Origin of the sequence: Exiguobacterium sp. PvP048 (assembly GCF_040549175.1) — a bacterium.
Lineage (GTDB): Bacteria > Bacillota > Bacilli > Exiguobacteriales > Exiguobacteriaceae > Exiguobacterium_A > Exiguobacterium_A artemiae.
Map to the genome: position 1 here is coordinate 132,322 of NZ_JBEPSU010000003.1, position 14,446 is coordinate 146,767.

A 14,446-nucleotide genomic window follows, 5' to 3' on the forward strand; every position below is an offset into this window, starting at 1 on the left:
GTGAAGCAGATGAACTTTAATCTGGTATTCGTCCTCTACAGTTGTCTGCTCGGGCTGATTGTCGGGGCACTTGCGTCACTGTTTCTGGCATTGTCGAATCTGCTGATTCATGTGACGTGGACGACGATTCCGGAACAGCTGGACACGCCGTTTTATCCGTTTTGGATTTGTCTGTTCGGCGGACTGTTGATTGGTCTGTTCCAGACGTACATCGGCGACTATCCCCGGACGATGCATCAGACGCTTGAGGAATTCAAGACGACAGGCCGGGTCGCATATGAAGGCGCAGTCGTCAAAAATACCGTGGCTGCCTTGCTGGTTTTGACGTTCGGAGCAAGTCTCGGTCCGGAAGCAGCATTGATCAGCATTCTCGGCGGATTGATGACGTGGGCCGGTGACCGGATGACCTGGACCCTGCAGAAGAAAAAAGAGTTGCTTGATCTTGGGATCGGAGCGATGTTATCGACGATTTTTTACGCGCCGTTGATTGGCGTCAGTGAAGCACTCGAAGACGGGGTGAACCGGACCAACTTCAAGCGTACATCCATCAAAGTCTTGTTGTATGCACTGACGACAGCCTGCGGGATTTTCGCCTTTACGACACTGAATCGACTGTTCCCGTACGAAATCTTATTTTCCATCAGTACACCGAACGTGAACTGGACGGTGGAGGTGATGTACTTCCTGCTTCCGGCAGTCATGATCGGGACGGGATTCGGATACTTGTTTTTGTTATTTGGCCGCTGGACGGACGTCGTGGCGCGAAACTATCCGCATCCACTGGGTTTAGCTTTGGCCGCCGGCGCGATCTTAGGTCTGTTCGGCAGCATGTCGTCTTATTTCTTATTTTCCGGTGAACAAAAAATTCTTGAGTTCTCGCGGATTGCCTTCGATCAATCGGTCTTCTTCTTAATCAGCATCGCCGTCGGGAAAGCCTTTTTGACCCATGTCTGTTTTTCGTTCGGATGGCGGGGCGGAAAAATCTTTCCGGCCGTCTTTTCGAGTACGGCGATGGCATTTGCCTTAGCGAACGTCTTTCCGTATACACCGGGCTTGCTGATTGTAGTCAGTGTCGCCGCCAGTTGTACGATCATCCTCAAACAGCCGTTTGTCACCGCAACCTTGCTACTGTTTTTATTTCCGTTACAATTCTTCCCGTTCATCTTGGTGGTTGCCTGGCTCATTCATCAAGGGACGGCACGCCTGACGAACCAGACGACCAGAACGATCTGAAGACCGGACCTCGTATGTCGAGAGCCGGTCTTCATTTTGTCTACTGATTCTGTTTATCCTGCCTCTTTCAATTCCTGATAGGGATTGACGTGTGGTGCGATCGGCAAACGTCGATTTTCCGGCATGTGTCTTGCCGACAGTCAACAGGACAATCCGCTTCATCGGACAGCCCGCTCCGTCATTGCGTCAAGGATCGTCTGGATTCAGTCGTATGTCAGCTGGTGTCCCTGCTGGATCAGCCGATCGTTTATAAAACGGACGTCTTTGATGTTACGAAAGCTGCTGGCGGTATAAAAGTTCATCTGTTGATCTCCTATCTTAATTTTTTACAGATTTTTGAAACTAAAACGGTGTATGCTCAGTCTAATGAAGAGAGAAGAAAGGAGGGAAGCCCCGTGTTCCGAAAAAAGCGTGCCGGCAGTTGGACGGACGAAACGTTCCTGGCGGCGTTATATGCCGAAGAACACTACATTTACCGGATGTCGTATCTGTATTTGAAGCAGGAACAGGAAGCACTCGAAAACGTGCAGGAAGTTGCTTTTCGGGCCTGGAAGTATCGCAAGTCTCTGAAAGAAGTCACATATTTCAAAACGTGGCTGACGCGGATCACGATCAACGCGGCACTTGATCAGCTCAAGAAACACCAAGCGCTCGTCTGGACGAACGACGGGATAGAGAATTTGAACGAACCATATACTGTTTCGTTTGAACACGTTGTCGTGGACCAACTGTTTTTGGCTGACTTGCTCGAACGGCTCGACGTCAAGGAACGCTCGTTAGTGACGTTACGGTATCAAGCCGACTATTCCTTTCAGGAAATTGCCGACCTGCTCGATATTCCGGTCAGTACCGTCAAAAGTACGTTGTACCGGGCAATTCAAAAATTACAGCGGCAACAACTAAAAGGAGGAGAGTCCGGATGAAACAGCAACTTGAGACCGTGTTAAAAGACATTCCCGTACCGGACAGCGTCCATGCTCGGATGGAGCAGGGAATCCGCCGGACAAGACGGAAATACTGGTTACCGCAACTGATTTTGGCAGCCGGCCTGTTGATTGGTCTGTTGCAATATGACCGAATCGAATCCTGGATCCAGTTGCCGATCGACCAATCGACCGCCTCGATGCTGCCCGGACTCGTCTATCAGGAGAAGATGTATATCCAGGCTGACACGACAATCAGCGAACAAGCAGTGTCTCAACTGCGCGGTCGGATGTTAGGGACGTCCGAAAACACGTTGACGGAAGAAAACGAAGCGACTTTATCAAAACAGCCCTTCGCCTCAAACCTGACAGACTATACGATTTACGAGTTGCAAGGATATGCTCCGACGGTCCGGTTGCTCGCGATCGGTCGGGAAGAGGGCAAGCCAATGATCCGGATCCTGGACGGGACGACCTTCCAAGCGGACTATTTCCAAAAACTCCGGCTCGATCAAGGTATCAAGAAAATCAGCTATCAAACTGAACGGACGCGGGAGACGGAGCAGAAAAAGCCGCTTGCCCCTTCCGCAGCCTGGACGGATCTGTTGACCGTTCTGAGTAAGGCCGTACCACTTTCAAGCGCTGAACTGCCGACGGATGTACTGAATGATCGGCAAATCCAGATTGTCGACGTGACGATGACCGACGGGGTCACGAACCAGTTTCAGCTGCTGGAAGGCGGATATGTATTATATGAACCGCTCCATGCTTATTTTGACGTAAAGGGAACGGCTTTTGAAACAATTTGGCAGAGCATGCGGTGAATCCCTCACTCAAACGACTTGCGGAAACCGTAAAACGGGCGGAACGCCTGACCGCGGTAAAAACTTTCTGAACTGCTGGATGCCAGGACTTCAATCCGGGTCGTCGGATACGCCTCATGCAGACGGGCGAACAGTTGTTGCGCCAGACCTTGTCCGCGGAATTCGGCATCAATCAGTAATTCGCAGATGTATAACGTGACTTGGGTGTCGGTCATTCCGCGGACATACCCGACGACGTTCCCCGCATGTTCGACGACAAGCGCCGCATTGGAATGTTGCCAAGCCAGTTTTGTCCGGTCATGCAGACGGACGAGCTGGTTCCAGCCTTCCGCTGCATTTAAGCGCTGGATCGCGGGGAAGTCCTGTTCCTGATAGGCGCGGATCTGATAGTCTGATTTCATGTTTTTGACCTGCTTTCATTTTCTAATTTTATTAAAAAGGGCGGAAGTTCTGACCAGTCGTTCAAAGCACCGGGTAACGGAGCCGTCGATTTTAACAATGCTGCCATCCCGACGGCTTCAGCACCGTTGATGTCATGCAGCGGGTGGTCGCCGATGAACAGGACCTGTTCCGGTTTCAGTTCCCAGTCCTGAACGGGGCGAAGGAAAAGTGCCGGATCGGGTTTTGCCAGACCGACTTCTTCTGAAATCAAAAGCGGATTAAAAAAGGACGTTAATTGATGATGATCGATGACGGAACGTTGCAAGTCGTTCCGGCCGTTTGTGATCAGACCGAGCCGGTAGGTGGACGCCAGGCTGGTCAGCATGGATTTCGTTCCCGGGAACAGAACACTTGTTGTGGCGAACGTTGTCAAATAGTCGGTGAGCAAAACAGCCGGATCAAGCGGCAGCTGAAAATGGGTGACAAGTTGTTGGTAGACAACGTCTTTCCATACGCGACCGTGCTGATCGAGTTCGATGAACAAGCCGTGATAGGGTTCAAGCGAACAGTCTGACACCGGGGCAATCAGTCGCTGATGCTGAGAAGTCAGGAAACGTGTTAAAGAAGCCGGACGGTCCAGTAATGTTCCGTTCAGATCAAACAAGATGCCTTGAATCATCATGACGGGTCACCTCCTATATAATATATATATTTCAATTACCGTAATACTAAACTAACTTTCAAATTGTAATAAAGGATAAAATAACTCACTGTCCAATACAACGTATAACCACTAAAGGAGGATAATGATGTCATTTCGTTCAACTATCAGCTACTCGGACCCTTATTTAGATACAAAATCGCCTGGAACACCGGTCATCATTTTAACCGGAATGGGCTGTTCTTATGCAGAATGGTATGAAATTATTCAATCGCTGCAACAAACGAATCGTGTTCTCAGTTTTCACCGCCATGCTTGGACAGAAGGGGACGGCGTTCACCGGACAAGTCATGCTGTGCGGCAACTTCAAACGCTGTTGAGGAAATCCAAAATTCAAGAACCAATCCTATTGATTGGTCATTCTTACGGCGGACTCATTGCCCAGGAGTTTACGAAACGGTTTCCGGAACAGATTAAGGGCCTGGTACTGGTCGATTCTACTTCCGTCGACTTACATGAACTCGACGCGCTTGATACACCAGTTCTTGATGGCTTTTCCTCGGACGCGGCGTGGCAGGAACAATGCCGGCATTACGCCACAAAAACGAAAGAACAATTAAATCAGTTATTGAAACCGGTCCTGACTGACGCACAACAGCGATTGCCAAAAGCCGTCCAGTCCGCATTAATCGATTTTCAGAAGGAGCCGGCCTTATATGCAATGATGGGATCGGAAGTCGAATACTGGAAAGCGGATGCCGCGCGGATTCGAATCGATCCATTCCCGGATCTTCCGTTGATCGTCATCGCTCGGGATGCCGAACGGGCAATCCAGGACGGAATCGATGAAGGGTTACCGGAGTCAGAACTAAGGCAAGTTGAAGAAACTTGGCATCGATTGGTCCTACGGCAGGCAACGTTAACAGAAGAAGCCATTTTCGTCACAGCAACCGAAGCTGGACATTCCATCCACCTGGACCGTCCGGATCTCGTCCTCTCAGCGGTTACCAAACTCGACTTCACTTAAAAAAGCTGTGTCAAAAAGAAACATTAGCCGTTGCAAAGCTCAATCAACCGGTAGCATTTAATGAACAATCGGGACGCATCTCAAGCCGGTCATACTCATGCTTTGGTACGCTGTTTTTCCTGATACATCGCTCGATCCGCTTGTCGTAATAAACCGGGAAGATCTGCCGTTCCCGTCTCGTAGGCGGAACCGAGTGAGACCGACAACTCATGGCGGGTAAAATCGTGCCGTAACTTCTTAACCATCTCCAAAACGGTCTGTTCCGTTTTCTGTCGGCAGACAATGACGAATTCATCACCACCGAGACGAAACGTATCCTGGCTGAATCGGCTTAAACAAAGAGCCGTCTGTTCGAGCAGGGCATCTCCCGCAGCATGTCCGAACCGGTCGTTCACCTCCTTTAAATCATTGAGGTCAAGTGTGACCACACCGAGATCAAGCGGGGGACCGTCCTGCAGTTCCGCGACCAGACTATCAAACGCATGCCGGTTATACAGTCCTGTCAGGGAATCCCGCTGGCACATTTGCTCAAGTTCCAGCTGTTTTGTTTTCGCAGCGTCCATATTCCGAATCACCCCTTGAACGGCGACGATTTCACCGTTTTCGTAGATGGGCGTCGTATATTCTTCAAACCAAATGTATGTCCCGTCATTCGTCCGCCAGCGTTGTGGAAAAGGTTCATCGTAATTGCATGTGCCGGAGATCTTTGACATCAGGATTTCAACATCATCCGGATGGATGCGATCAAAACAATCGGACGGATCCGCATAAGTCGCTTCGACTGTGCCCGGTCCGATATGTTGATCGAGCGAAGGACTGATATAACGAAACCGGTAAACCGGCTTCACTTCAAATATGTACATGATATCTTTCGCATGATTACCAAACGTATCAATCGTCGAAGAGGTGGCGGACGCCAAAAAGTATTTCTTAAATATCCATCGTCCAATCAGCGTACAACCGATTCCGATCATGATTCCAAACCCTAACAAACGTGTTCACCTGCCTTAAGTTTTCATCCCTGCATGATTCAGATGGGCATCTTATAAAATACATACAGTAAAGTATAGCAAATGAATTGGATAACATATACAAAATATGACATTTCACATGATTTGATTGGATGTAGATTTTCAACCCAACAAAAGGCAGTACCCACTATCTAAGTGAGTACTGCCTTTTACCGTTTAAAGCGTGAAGTACGTTCGAAAACCGCGGTTGGCGTAATACGAGTCGGCTCCATTATGGTATATGAAAACATGATTATAGCGCCGGTCACAGAATAACGCGCCGCCTTGCGTCCGAATCGCTTCCGGTGTCTCAATCCAGCGCGACGTCTTTACATCGAACGGTTGGATCGTTTGCAGGTGACGGTAAAGGTCTTCAGTCAATAAGGCGACACCGTGTGCAACAGCTTCCGCGACGGCACTGCCGGCAGGCTTATTTTTCTTCCGCTTTTCCAGTGCAGCCTCGTCATAACATAAGCTGCGGCGGCCCGATGGACTTTCCGCTGCACAATCAACGAAAACCCATTGACCATTTGGCATTGCTACGATATCCGGTTCACCGCCGGTCTGTTCCATCCAGTCAAGGGAACGGAGCATTTCCAGGGATAACCGAGACACGGTATCATCCCACTTCACAGCAGGATGCCGGTCGGGATGATCCGTGAACCGATGGTGGAGGATGTCAATCAACGTCGCTTGATCCATGTCCTTTCCGCCTTTCGATGATAGTTTAATCTCTCTATAAGATGTATGGAATGCACATCATTTTTCCAAATAACGGTAGAGGGTGCTTTTGCTGATGCCCGTTTGCTCCCGGATTTCGGACAGACTGTACTGTTTACTTTGATACATGTCGATTGCTCTTTTGACGTTTTCATCCGGCTTTCGCGGGCGTCCCGTCTGTTTGCCGAGCTCCTTTGCTTTAGATAGTCCTTCGCGGGTCGCCATGCTGACGACGTCACTTTGAAGGGTCACGAGATGCTGGACGATGTCACGGAACGACTGGTTCAGGGCATGCCGGGTGTCAATGTCTTCCCGGATGGACAAGAGGAAGGCTTGCTTCGTATCCAAAGCGTTCAACACTTCAATCAGGTGACGCGTCGAATCCGCCAACACATACAAATGAGAGACGAGGATGATGTCACCCGGTCTGATATCTTCTAACAATTGATCAAGCACGTAACGTCGTTTCGATGAACTGTGCTCCTCGATCCTTACTTGATCGGTTTCATAGGTCTTTACTGTCTCGGCTTGCTTCTCACACGTCGGATCTTCAAAATAGGGGCGCATGTAACAAATAATCATAGTGTTCTCCTCGCTCGAATCAAAATACCTGCTGCGATGAAAAGAATACGCGGATCTGTTCTAGATGAAACTCGTATTCAAGATTCATCCAGCGGTGTTTATCTGTCACTTCCTAGTATAAGGGAAACCTGGACGAGAAGAAAGGTAGGGTACTATACAGGAAGCGGTGGAGAAATAAACGACAAGAACACTTTCTGCATGACCTGATTTTTAATACAATAAAAACGTCCTCGTCAGACGAGAACGTCGGCAATCCATTAAACGGAGACAACAGAAATCCGTTCCTTGTCGTGGCGGTGATGCTCGACTTCATCCGCTAACGCAACGGCATAATCAGCGTAACTGATGTAACTTTCACCCGCGGCATTGACGGTCAGGACATCTTTCGCCAATTGATACTTTCCGGTCCTCGGTCCTTCCGGATCAAAGAAGGCGGCCGGACTGATGAACGTCCAGTGTAAATCAACGGTCTGTCGCAAATCTTCCAGGTTTTTCGCCTGATTCTTTGCTGTCGGCAGGTAAGCAGACGGGAAATCCGGTGTATCCGCAAGACGGAGTGTCTGTTCCTCGTCGACATACAGGCTGCCCGCACCGCCGACGATGATCAAGCGGGTCGGCGTACCGCGTAACTGATCAATCAAGTGCCGACCGAGATCGACATGTTGGTGTTCATTTCCGGGTGACGCTCCAAAGGCATTGATGACGACATCAAAATCCGTCAATTCCTCCGTCGTCAGTGCGAACGCATTCCGCTCGAGCACCGTATCGTGTTGCGTACGCGCGGCATCACGGACGATGGCCGTCAAGGCGTGACCCCGTTCTGCCAACTCTTCTAAGATAACCCGTCCTGCTTTTCCACTCGCTCCAATGATGGCAACCTTCACCAAAAACGCCTCCTTTATTTGTATGTAGCTGTACATGTAATTATTTTAGTTACAGAATCTATTATTGTCAAGGCAATTGACATTAAAGGAGATGCTCATTAAAATAAATGCATTGGTGGTGAAACAAATGATTAATAGCCGACTTGCGGTTTCTGTTCATATCCTGGCCTTGATCGCAACACATCCGGACCAAGCCTTGTCTTCTGACTATATCGCCGGAAGTGTCAATACCAATCCGGTCGTCATCCGTCGCTTAATCGGATCATTACGCCAAGCGGGATTACTGTCGACGGTCGCCGGAAAAACCGGGGCGACGTTGACGAAAGATCCGCATGACATCACATTATTGATGATTTACCGGGCAGTCGAACCGAAAGAGACGTTATTCTCAATCCATGATCAGCCGAATCCTGCCTGTCCGGTCGGCCGCGATATCCAATCGACCCTCAACCAGTCCTTCACACGTGCCCAACAGGCGCTTGAAGCCGAACTCGGGAACGAAACCTTATCCGATATCCTCCATCGTCTTGTCCGTTCAAGATGATGTTGGTCTGCCTTTTTATGAAAACGCCTTCATATTTGAAAGGAGAAATGTCAAGATGCGACTGATCAGTTATTCAGCCGTCAGTGCAATCGGATCCTTTTTGCTGTTCACTGCCTATGCCTTCCTGACAAATATCGAAAATGAATTCTTGTATCAGTTTGGTACGTTTGCGACGACCTTGTTTACCTTTACTGTCGGTCTGCCGATGCTCTTCATTACAAGGCATTATCCGTTTTCCTTACGCTGTTTGATTTATGTGACGGCCGGTGTCTTTACGATTTTATTGTTCGTCGGATTTTATGACTATTTCGGTCAGGAGACTTTTGTCGAGTCCCGGCAAAACTTAAGCGGCATCGTCCGCTTCGCGACATTGGCCTGCCTGTTTTATATCGTGCCGTATGAATGGCTGTATCAAAAAAAATCGTCGCCAAATCACCCTTCGATGTCTTCTTGACGCTGACCTTCTGAAAAGAAGGTCTTTTTTGCAGGAATTCCCAATAAAAAGGAGAAACAGGTAGACAGCTACATTTAAAGGGGGAGAACACGCATGCCAAATACATTCATTTGCCGGCAACTTGGAAAATCCTTTACCGGTGACGGCATCGAGACACATGCCTTGTCGGATATTAACCTGACACTTGATGGCGGGGACTTCATTTCGATCATCGGTCCGTCCGGCTCGGGAAAATCGACATTGCTCAGCTTGATCGGCACACTTGACCGTCCGACGAGAGGCACGTTGTCATACGGCGATCAAGCGATTCATCAGCTCAAGAGCAAAGAACTGTCCGATTTCCGGTTTGAGAACGTCGGCTTCATCTTTCAACAGTTTCATCTGATTCCGATACTGACCGCGCTTGAAAACGTCATGGCGCCGTTATTCGGGCGGAAAGTGACGTACTATAAAAAAGAGCGGGCCTTGTCGCTGCTCAAGAAAGTCGGACTGGCGGATAAAGCCGGTTCACTCCCGTCGCAGTTATCCGGCGGTCAGCAACAGCGGGTCGCCGTCGCCCGGGCTCTCGTCCACGAACCGAAATGGTTGCTGGCGGACGAACCGACCGGCAATCTCGATATCGAAACCGGTGAAATTATTTTTAACCTGTTGCGCAGTTTGAATGAAGAAAAGGGGTGCGGCGTTCTGTTCGTCACCCACGATCCCGCTCTCGCCGAACGGGCCGACCGAAAAATCGAAATGCGGGACGGTCTGATCATCGAAGACCGCCGGCTCATCCGCGCCTGATCCCTTCTTTTTGAATTCACCGCAGCGACCGCGTACACTGAATGTGTAGAGGAGGCGAGCGTATGCGCTTAGGAATCTTGGATCAGGTCCCGCTTCACGAGGGGGATACGATCGAACAGACGATGGAGTCAACAAAACGACTGGTCGTCGAGGCGGAACGTCTCGGCTATGACCGGTACTGGTTTGCCGAACATCACAACACGAACGGTTTGCTCAGTGCGGCACCGGAATTATTCATTGCCCGGATGGGGGACGCGACCTCGAAGATTAAACTTGGTTCCGGCGGGATCTTATTGCCGCAGTATCATCCGCTCAAAATCGCCGAGTCATTTTCGACCCTTGCCGCATTTTATCCGAACCGGATCGAGCTCGGAATCGGCAATTCACCCGGTGGCAGTGAACGGACCCGGCGTGCCTTGACGGACGGGGCCGAGAATGCCGCTGCTGAGTTTCCGCGACTGCTTGATGAAGTCGACGGCTTTTTGACCGACCGGTTATCATCGCGCCACCCGTACCGGATCGTCAAGACGACACCGCGGATTAAGGAACGGTTACCGTTATCCGTGCTCGGACTGTCTCCGCGCAGTGCCGCACTTGCTGCCGAGCGGGGACACGGACTCGTGTTTGGTCATTTCATCAATCCCGACAAGTGGGAAGAAACGCTGCAGACGTATCGCGACGCATTCGTTCCGGTCGACGGACGGACACCGAATGTCATCGTCTGCGTTTTCGTCATCTGTGCCGAAACGATGGAAGAAGCGGAAGCCTTGGCACGGACGCAAGACGCCTGGATTCAAGGAATCCGGCTTGGCCATTCGATCGTGCCGTCGTTTGCGACTACAGAAAGCAAGTCGTGGAATGCCGAGCAACAACAACGAATCCAGCACGACCGCCGGCGGACGATCGTCGGGACACCGGAAACCGTCGCGCAAGAATTGCAGGAGTTGTCCGACCGTTACCAGACCGATCAGTTTCTGTTGATCAATAATGCGTTTGATCAGGACAAGCGGCTCCGGTCCTATCAGTTGATTGCCGAACGATTGCTCCATTAAAAAACACCCCATAAAAGTTGGATTTTTATGTCCAACTTTTATGGGGCAGTTCAGTACAGGCGGTGTTCGTTTTGACTTATTGTTGGGCAGTCGGGCGGATCAGGATTTCATTGACCGCGACATCGTCCGGTTCATTGACGGCGTAAGCAATCGCACGGGCAATGGCGTCAGCGTCCATCGCTTTTAAGTCGCCGTTGCCTTGTTTGATTTCTTCGTCCGTGATGTGATCTTTCAGCTCGGTATCAACGGCTCCCGGTGAAATGATCGTCGCGCGGATATTGTTTTCGACCGACTCTTCTTTTCGCAAACCTTCCGTAATCGCACGGACGGCAAATTTCGTCCCGCTGTAAACGGCACTCGACGGCATGACGTCGTGTCCTGCGACAGACGAGATGTTGATGATATGTCCGCGTTTTTGCTCACGCATGTATGGCAGGACGGCACCAATGCCGTACAGCACACCTTTAATATTGACGTCGACCATCGTGTTCCACTCGTCCTGCTTGTTTTTGTTCAGTTTCGACAGCGGCATCAGGCCCGCATTGTTGACGAGGACATCGACCGAACCGAACGTATCCTGCGCGAGTTTTGCGAGTTGCTCGACTTGCGCCGAATCCGTGACGTCCGTCACTTGATAGACGGCTTTACCGCCGAGTTGTTCGATTTCCTGTTGCAAAGTTTTCAAACGATCTTCCCGGCGCGCTGCGAGGACCAGTTGCGCACCTTGTTTAGCGAGTAACTTAGCAGTAGCTTCCCCAATGCCACTTGATGCTCCTGTAATGATGACGACTTTGTTTTCGATCATGCAAAAACCCTCCTGTATATTTTTTAACTCAACCCTTGAAGTATTAGCCTTTTTTCAACACAAGCAAACCTCGGACCGACAGTTCGAAGGAAGAAAGGATACCGATTATGAAAAAACGATTTTGGCTTGTTCTTCTAATAGTCGGATTGATGTTATATCTCGAACCGTTTCGCGGAACCCCTCCGGAACCGGACGTTTCCGTCAACGGGACGGACATCGCTGTAACGAGCGGTTCGTCCTGCTGGAATAGCTTGTTGAACAGCAAGTGTATTGACCTGAGTGACTCGACTCCACTCGACATGACAGCGGAACAAACACCAACCGTCGTCAAACCCGGTCAGAAGATTGAGGTCGCCTTTAACGATGGTCCAGCACCGGAACGAATCAAAGCCGAGCAATGGCAGAAAAATGACACGAAAAAAACGATTCGGCTGAAGAATGAACAGATTACCGCCCCCGATCAAAAAGGGGTCTATACCTACCATGTCTATGCCTGGTGGAAAAAAGGGGACGGCAACGTCGCTTTCCCTGTCCAGGTAAAATGATATTGACAACGCAAGAATCGTGTGGTGAATCTCGTTTTTTCATAAAATACGAAAGTTCCTTCCTTGATTTTTCGATGGAAGGGACTTTTTTATGAAATAAAGTAAATAAAACAATGGATTAGAGCAATTCAGCCTTTAAATTATCAGAATAATAGAACTTTAATCAAAAGTGCATTTTAATTTTTTAAGGTCTAGTGAACGGGAATAAACACACCATACACATAATATTTTAGCTAGCGAAAGTCTTATGTGAAAGAATCTTACAACGTTATCTAAAGGAGAGATGAAGATGAATGGGTTCAATCGTTTCTTACTCGTTCTCATCGGCCTGCTTGGGTTAGTCAGCGTCGGTTTACTGTTCCTCGGCGTTTATGACGTTCCGCGCATCAGTCCGTTGCTCGAACAATGGCAGGATCAACAATGGTACAGCTACACGGTGCTCTCGATTGGTGGATTTTTAGCTTTCGTATTCGTCATTCTCTTATTTACCGGATTACTCAGTCGCTCGAAAGGTCAACGGTTGTTGATCCGGACAGGAGACGGCAACATCACGATTCAAAAGGAGAGATTTCAAATGGCAAACGAATCATTAAACACAACTGGACAAAATGAAGAGGTACGTACGAATAAATTAACATTCGAAGATCAGGTCATCAAAAAGATCGCCGGGATTGCTTCAAATGAAGTACAAGGCATTTTATCAATGAGCGGTGGATTCATGAGCGGTTTGACGGATCGCCTCCGCAGCACGGAAGACATCACAAAAGGTGTCGGCGCAGAAGTCGGTGAGCGCCAGGTTGCGCTTGATCTTCGCGTCATCGTCGAATACGGCAAAAACATCCCGTCGATTTTCCAGGAAACGGTCGCTAAAATCAAAAAAGCAATCGGTGATATGACAGGACTTGAAGTCGTCGAAGTCAACATGCATGTCGAAGACGTCATGACACGTGCCGAATTCGATGCGAAAAGCAAAAACAATGAAGCCGTAGAAGAAAAAACAAGCCGCGAATTAAAATAATCGAATCGACCGGGAATTCTCGTTGTGAGAGTTCCTGGTTTTTTCGTGTTTTTCAAAAAAACGTTTATCAAATTACCATCAATCCGCGTGACTGCAAGGATTGAAAACGGGAAAAGACAAAGGAAGACTTCAATCCAATCGGAAAGGATGAGATGATCATGCGTTTAGACGGAAAAGTCATCATCGTTACCGGAGCCGCTTCCGGAATGGGTAAGGCGATGGCAGAGATATTTGCAGCGGAGGGGGCACATGTCGTTGTTTCGGATATTCACGGTGAAGCAGCACGACAAGTCGCGCAGTCGATTACTGAAAACGGCGGAACGGCACTCGCAGTGGAAACGAATGTGGCAAAAGAAACCGCCGTTCAGCAATTGATCGATCAAACCATTACGACGTACGGGAAGCTGGATGTCCTTGTCAATAATGCCGGCATCATGGACGGAATGGAAGGCGTAGGGGATATCTCGGACGAGCGCTGGGAACGTGTTTTCTCCGTTAACACGACCGCCGTCATGCGTGCGATGCGGCTTGCCGTTCCGTTGTTCCAGAAACAGGGTCACGGTGTCATTCTCAATAACATTTCAATCGGCGGGTTGAACGGTGCGCGGGCCGGAGCCGCCTATACGGCGTCGAAACACGCCGTCGTCGGCTTGACGAAAAACACCGCCTATCTGTACGCTAAGGAAGGAATCCGTTGCAACGGAATTGCTCCCGGTGCAGTCGAGACGAACATCGGTCAGTCGATGACGAACATCAATGAATTCGGGATGGGCCGGACGATGCTCGGGATGGGACTGAATCCCCGGTCAGCGAAGCCGGAAGAAATTGCCCGGTTGGCGTTGTTCCTTGTTTCCGAAGAGAGCAGTTTCGTCAACGGGGCAATTATCATCGCGGACGGCGGCTGGAGTGCTTATTAAAGAGATTTCTTAAGGTTCCCTGATCAAAGGGGGCCTTTTTTGATTGAATAATAATTTAGAGCAGTCATTAATTGACGGAA

General features: G+C 49.5%; 19 protein-coding genes and 1 pseudogene. 13 read left to right on the forward strand and 7 right to left on the reverse strand.

Annotated features, from left to right (window positions below):
• The first annotated feature begins 9 nt into the window (after nucleotides 1–9).
• From ABIC15_RS08475 to ABIC15_RS08490, 4 genes are all read left to right on the forward strand, one after another.
• Nucleotides 10–1,233, forward strand: a complete 1,224-nt coding sequence (locus ABIC15_RS08475) for a chloride channel protein (RefSeq protein ID WP_354020450.1) — start codon at nucleotides 10–12, stop codon at nucleotides 1,231–1,233.
• A 94-nt stretch (nucleotides 1,234–1,327) separates the two neighbouring features.
• Nucleotides 1,328–1,486, forward strand: a complete 159-nt coding sequence (locus tag ABIC15_RS08480) for a hypothetical protein (RefSeq protein WP_354020451.1) — start codon at nucleotides 1,328–1,330, stop codon at nucleotides 1,484–1,486.
• 142 nt (nucleotides 1,487–1,628) lie between these two features.
• A complete protein-coding gene (locus ABIC15_RS08485; protein WP_354020452.1) occupies nucleotides 1,629–2,156 on the forward strand; it encodes an RNA polymerase sigma factor in 528 nt (175 codons plus the stop codon).
• Nucleotides 2,153–2,980: a hypothetical protein gene (locus tag ABIC15_RS08490; protein WP_354020453.1), complete on the forward strand. Its 828-nt coding sequence runs from the start codon at nucleotides 2,153–2,155 to the stop codon at nucleotides 2,978–2,980. Before ABIC15_RS08485 ends, ABIC15_RS08490 begins: the two co-directional genes overlap by 4 nt.
• 5 nt (nucleotides 2,981–2,985) lie before the next feature.
• Here ABIC15_RS08490 and ABIC15_RS08495 read toward each other — a convergent pair whose 3' ends face one another.
• Nucleotides 2,986–3,381, reverse strand: coding sequence for a GNAT family N-acetyltransferase (locus ABIC15_RS08495; protein WP_354020454.1), 396 nt, complete (start codon nucleotides 3,379–3,381; stop codon nucleotides 2,986–2,988).
• Complete coding sequence (locus ABIC15_RS08500; RefSeq protein ID WP_354020455.1) at nucleotides 3,378–4,043, reverse strand: HAD family hydrolase; 666 nt, start codon at nucleotides 4,041–4,043, stop codon at nucleotides 3,378–3,380. The genes ABIC15_RS08495 and ABIC15_RS08500 overlap by 4 nt, the downstream gene beginning before the upstream one ends.
• Nucleotides 4,044–4,170: 127 nt before the next feature.
• Here ABIC15_RS08500 and ABIC15_RS08505 point away from each other — a divergent pair, with 127 nt between their 5' ends.
• The gene (locus ABIC15_RS08505) at nucleotides 4,171–5,049 is read left to right on the forward strand and encodes an alpha/beta fold hydrolase (RefSeq protein ID WP_354020456.1); all 879 of its coding nucleotides are present in this window, start codon (nucleotides 4,171–4,173) and stop codon (nucleotides 5,047–5,049) included.
• Between the two features lie 95 nt (nucleotides 5,050–5,144).
• Here ABIC15_RS08505 and ABIC15_RS08510 read toward each other — a convergent pair whose 3' ends face one another.
• The 4 genes from ABIC15_RS08510 to ABIC15_RS08525 form a co-directional block, all read right to left on the reverse strand.
• Complete coding sequence (locus tag ABIC15_RS08510; protein WP_354020457.1) at nucleotides 5,145–6,023, reverse strand: sensor domain-containing diguanylate cyclase; 879 nt, start codon at nucleotides 6,021–6,023, stop codon at nucleotides 5,145–5,147.
• 213 nt (nucleotides 6,024–6,236) lie between these two features.
• Entirely contained in the window at nucleotides 6,237–6,761 is a 525-nt protein-coding gene (locus ABIC15_RS08515) for a DUF4256 domain-containing protein (protein WP_354020458.1), read from the reverse strand.
• A gap of 57 nt (nucleotides 6,762–6,818) precedes the next feature.
• Nucleotides 6,819–7,361, reverse strand: coding sequence for a recombinase family protein (locus ABIC15_RS08520; protein ID WP_354020459.1), 543 nt, complete (start codon nucleotides 7,359–7,361; stop codon nucleotides 6,819–6,821).
• A gap of 257 nt (nucleotides 7,362–7,618) precedes the next feature.
• The gene (locus ABIC15_RS08525; protein ID WP_354020460.1) at nucleotides 7,619–8,245 is read right to left on the reverse strand and encodes an NAD(P)-dependent oxidoreductase; all 627 of its coding nucleotides are present in this window, start codon (nucleotides 8,243–8,245) and stop codon (nucleotides 7,619–7,621) included.
• Nucleotides 8,246–8,372: 127 nt separating this feature from the next.
• Here ABIC15_RS08525 and ABIC15_RS08530 point away from each other — a divergent pair, with 127 nt between their 5' ends.
• The 4 genes from ABIC15_RS08530 to ABIC15_RS08545 all read left to right on the forward strand — a co-directional run bounded on the left by ABIC15_RS08530 (nucleotide 8,373) and on the right by ABIC15_RS08545 (nucleotide 11,081).
• Nucleotides 8,373–8,789, forward strand: a complete 417-nt coding sequence (locus ABIC15_RS08530; protein WP_354020461.1) for an Rrf2 family transcriptional regulator — start codon at nucleotides 8,373–8,375, stop codon at nucleotides 8,787–8,789.
• Between the two features lie 55 nt (nucleotides 8,790–8,844).
• Nucleotides 8,845–9,243 (forward strand): hypothetical protein, encoded by a 399-nt coding sequence (locus ABIC15_RS08535; protein ID WP_354020462.1) that lies wholly within the window; start codon nucleotides 8,845–8,847, stop codon nucleotides 9,241–9,243.
• Nucleotides 9,244–9,336: 93 nt separating this feature from the next.
• Complete coding sequence (locus ABIC15_RS08540) at nucleotides 9,337–10,029, forward strand: ABC transporter ATP-binding protein (protein WP_354020463.1); 693 nt, start codon at nucleotides 9,337–9,339, stop codon at nucleotides 10,027–10,029.
• A gap of 62 nt (nucleotides 10,030–10,091) precedes the next feature.
• Nucleotides 10,092–11,081: an LLM class flavin-dependent oxidoreductase gene (locus tag ABIC15_RS08545; protein ID WP_012370435.1), complete on the forward strand. Its 990-nt coding sequence runs from the start codon at nucleotides 10,092–10,094 to the stop codon at nucleotides 11,079–11,081.
• A gap of 76 nt (nucleotides 11,082–11,157) precedes the next feature.
• Here the strand turns inward: ABIC15_RS08545 and ABIC15_RS08550 are convergent, their stop codons facing one another.
• A complete protein-coding gene (locus ABIC15_RS08550) occupies nucleotides 11,158–11,886 on the reverse strand; it encodes an SDR family oxidoreductase (protein ID WP_354020464.1) in 729 nt (242 codons plus the stop codon).
• Nucleotides 11,887–11,993: 107 nt separating this feature from the next.
• On the opposite strand from ABIC15_RS08550, the gene ABIC15_RS08555 reads away from it, so the two are divergent.
• The 4 genes and pseudogenes from ABIC15_RS08555 (at nucleotide 11,994) to ABIC15_RS08565 (ending at nucleotide 14,366) form a co-directional block, all read left to right on the forward strand.
• Nucleotides 11,994–12,431 (forward strand): hypothetical protein, encoded by a 438-nt coding sequence (locus tag ABIC15_RS08555; protein ID WP_214849238.1) that lies wholly within the window; start codon nucleotides 11,994–11,996, stop codon nucleotides 12,429–12,431.
• A 289-nt stretch (nucleotides 12,432–12,720) separates the two neighbouring features.
• Nucleotides 12,721–12,990: pseudogene (gene amaP / locus ABIC15_RS15310) on the forward strand (alkaline shock response membrane anchor protein AmaP); the annotation flags it as partial.
• Between the two features lie 15 nt (nucleotides 12,991–13,005).
• A complete protein-coding gene (locus ABIC15_RS15315) occupies nucleotides 13,006–13,449 on the forward strand; it encodes an Asp23/Gls24 family envelope stress response protein (protein WP_214764758.1) in 444 nt (147 codons plus the stop codon).
• Nucleotides 13,450–13,607: 158 nt separating this feature from the next.
• Nucleotides 13,608–14,366: an SDR family oxidoreductase gene (locus tag ABIC15_RS08565; protein WP_354020466.1), complete on the forward strand. Its 759-nt coding sequence runs from the start codon at nucleotides 13,608–13,610 to the stop codon at nucleotides 14,364–14,366.
• The last annotated feature ends 80 nt before the right edge of the window (nucleotides 14,367–14,446 follow it).

Bases quoted from the DNA above. Each gene is read 5' to 3' on its own strand.
- ABIC15_RS08475 (WP_354020450.1), top strand. From the start codon at position 10: ATGAACTTTAATCTGGTATTCGTCCTCTACAGTTGTCTGCTCGGGCTG.
- ABIC15_RS08490 (WP_354020453.1), top strand. From the start codon at position 2,153: ATGAAACAGCAACTTGAGACCGTGTTAAAAGACATTCCCGTACCGGAC.
- ABIC15_RS08495 (WP_354020454.1), bottom strand. From the start codon at position 3,381: ATGAAATCAGACTATCAGATCCGCGCCTATCAGGAACAGGACTTCCCC.
- ABIC15_RS08500 (WP_354020455.1), bottom strand. From the start codon at position 4,043: ATGATGATTCAAGGCATCTTGTTTGATCTGAACGGAACATTACTGGAC.
- ABIC15_RS08505 (WP_354020456.1), top strand. From the start codon at position 4,171: ATGTCATTTCGTTCAACTATCAGCTACTCGGACCCTTATTTAGATACA.
- ABIC15_RS08510 (WP_354020457.1), bottom strand. From the start codon at position 6,023: ATGATCGGAATCGGTTGTACGCTGATTGGACGATGGATATTTAAGAAA.
- ABIC15_RS08515 (WP_354020458.1), bottom strand. From the start codon at position 6,761: ATGGATCAAGCGACGTTGATTGACATCCTCCACCATCGGTTCACGGAT.
- ABIC15_RS08520 (WP_354020459.1), bottom strand. From the start codon at position 7,361: ATGATTATTTGTTACATGCGCCCCTATTTTGAAGATCCGACGTGTGAG.
- ABIC15_RS08530 (WP_354020461.1), top strand. From the start codon at position 8,373: ATGATTAATAGCCGACTTGCGGTTTCTGTTCATATCCTGGCCTTGATC.
- ABIC15_RS08535 (WP_354020462.1), top strand. From the start codon at position 8,845: ATGCGACTGATCAGTTATTCAGCCGTCAGTGCAATCGGATCCTTTTTG.
- ABIC15_RS08540 (WP_354020463.1), top strand. From the start codon at position 9,337: ATGCCAAATACATTCATTTGCCGGCAACTTGGAAAATCCTTTACCGGT.
- ABIC15_RS08545 (WP_012370435.1), top strand. From the start codon at position 10,092: ATGCGCTTAGGAATCTTGGATCAGGTCCCGCTTCACGAGGGGGATACG.
- ABIC15_RS08550 (WP_354020464.1), bottom strand. From the start codon at position 11,886: ATGATCGAAAACAAAGTCGTCATCATTACAGGAGCATCAAGTGGCATT.
- ABIC15_RS08555 (WP_214849238.1), top strand. From the start codon at position 11,994: ATGAAAAAACGATTTTGGCTTGTTCTTCTAATAGTCGGATTGATGTTA.
- ABIC15_RS15315 (WP_214764758.1), top strand. From the start codon at position 13,006: ATGGCAAACGAATCATTAAACACAACTGGACAAAATGAAGAGGTACGT.
- ABIC15_RS08565 (WP_354020466.1), top strand. From the start codon at position 13,608: ATGCGTTTAGACGGAAAAGTCATCATCGTTACCGGAGCCGCTTCCGGA.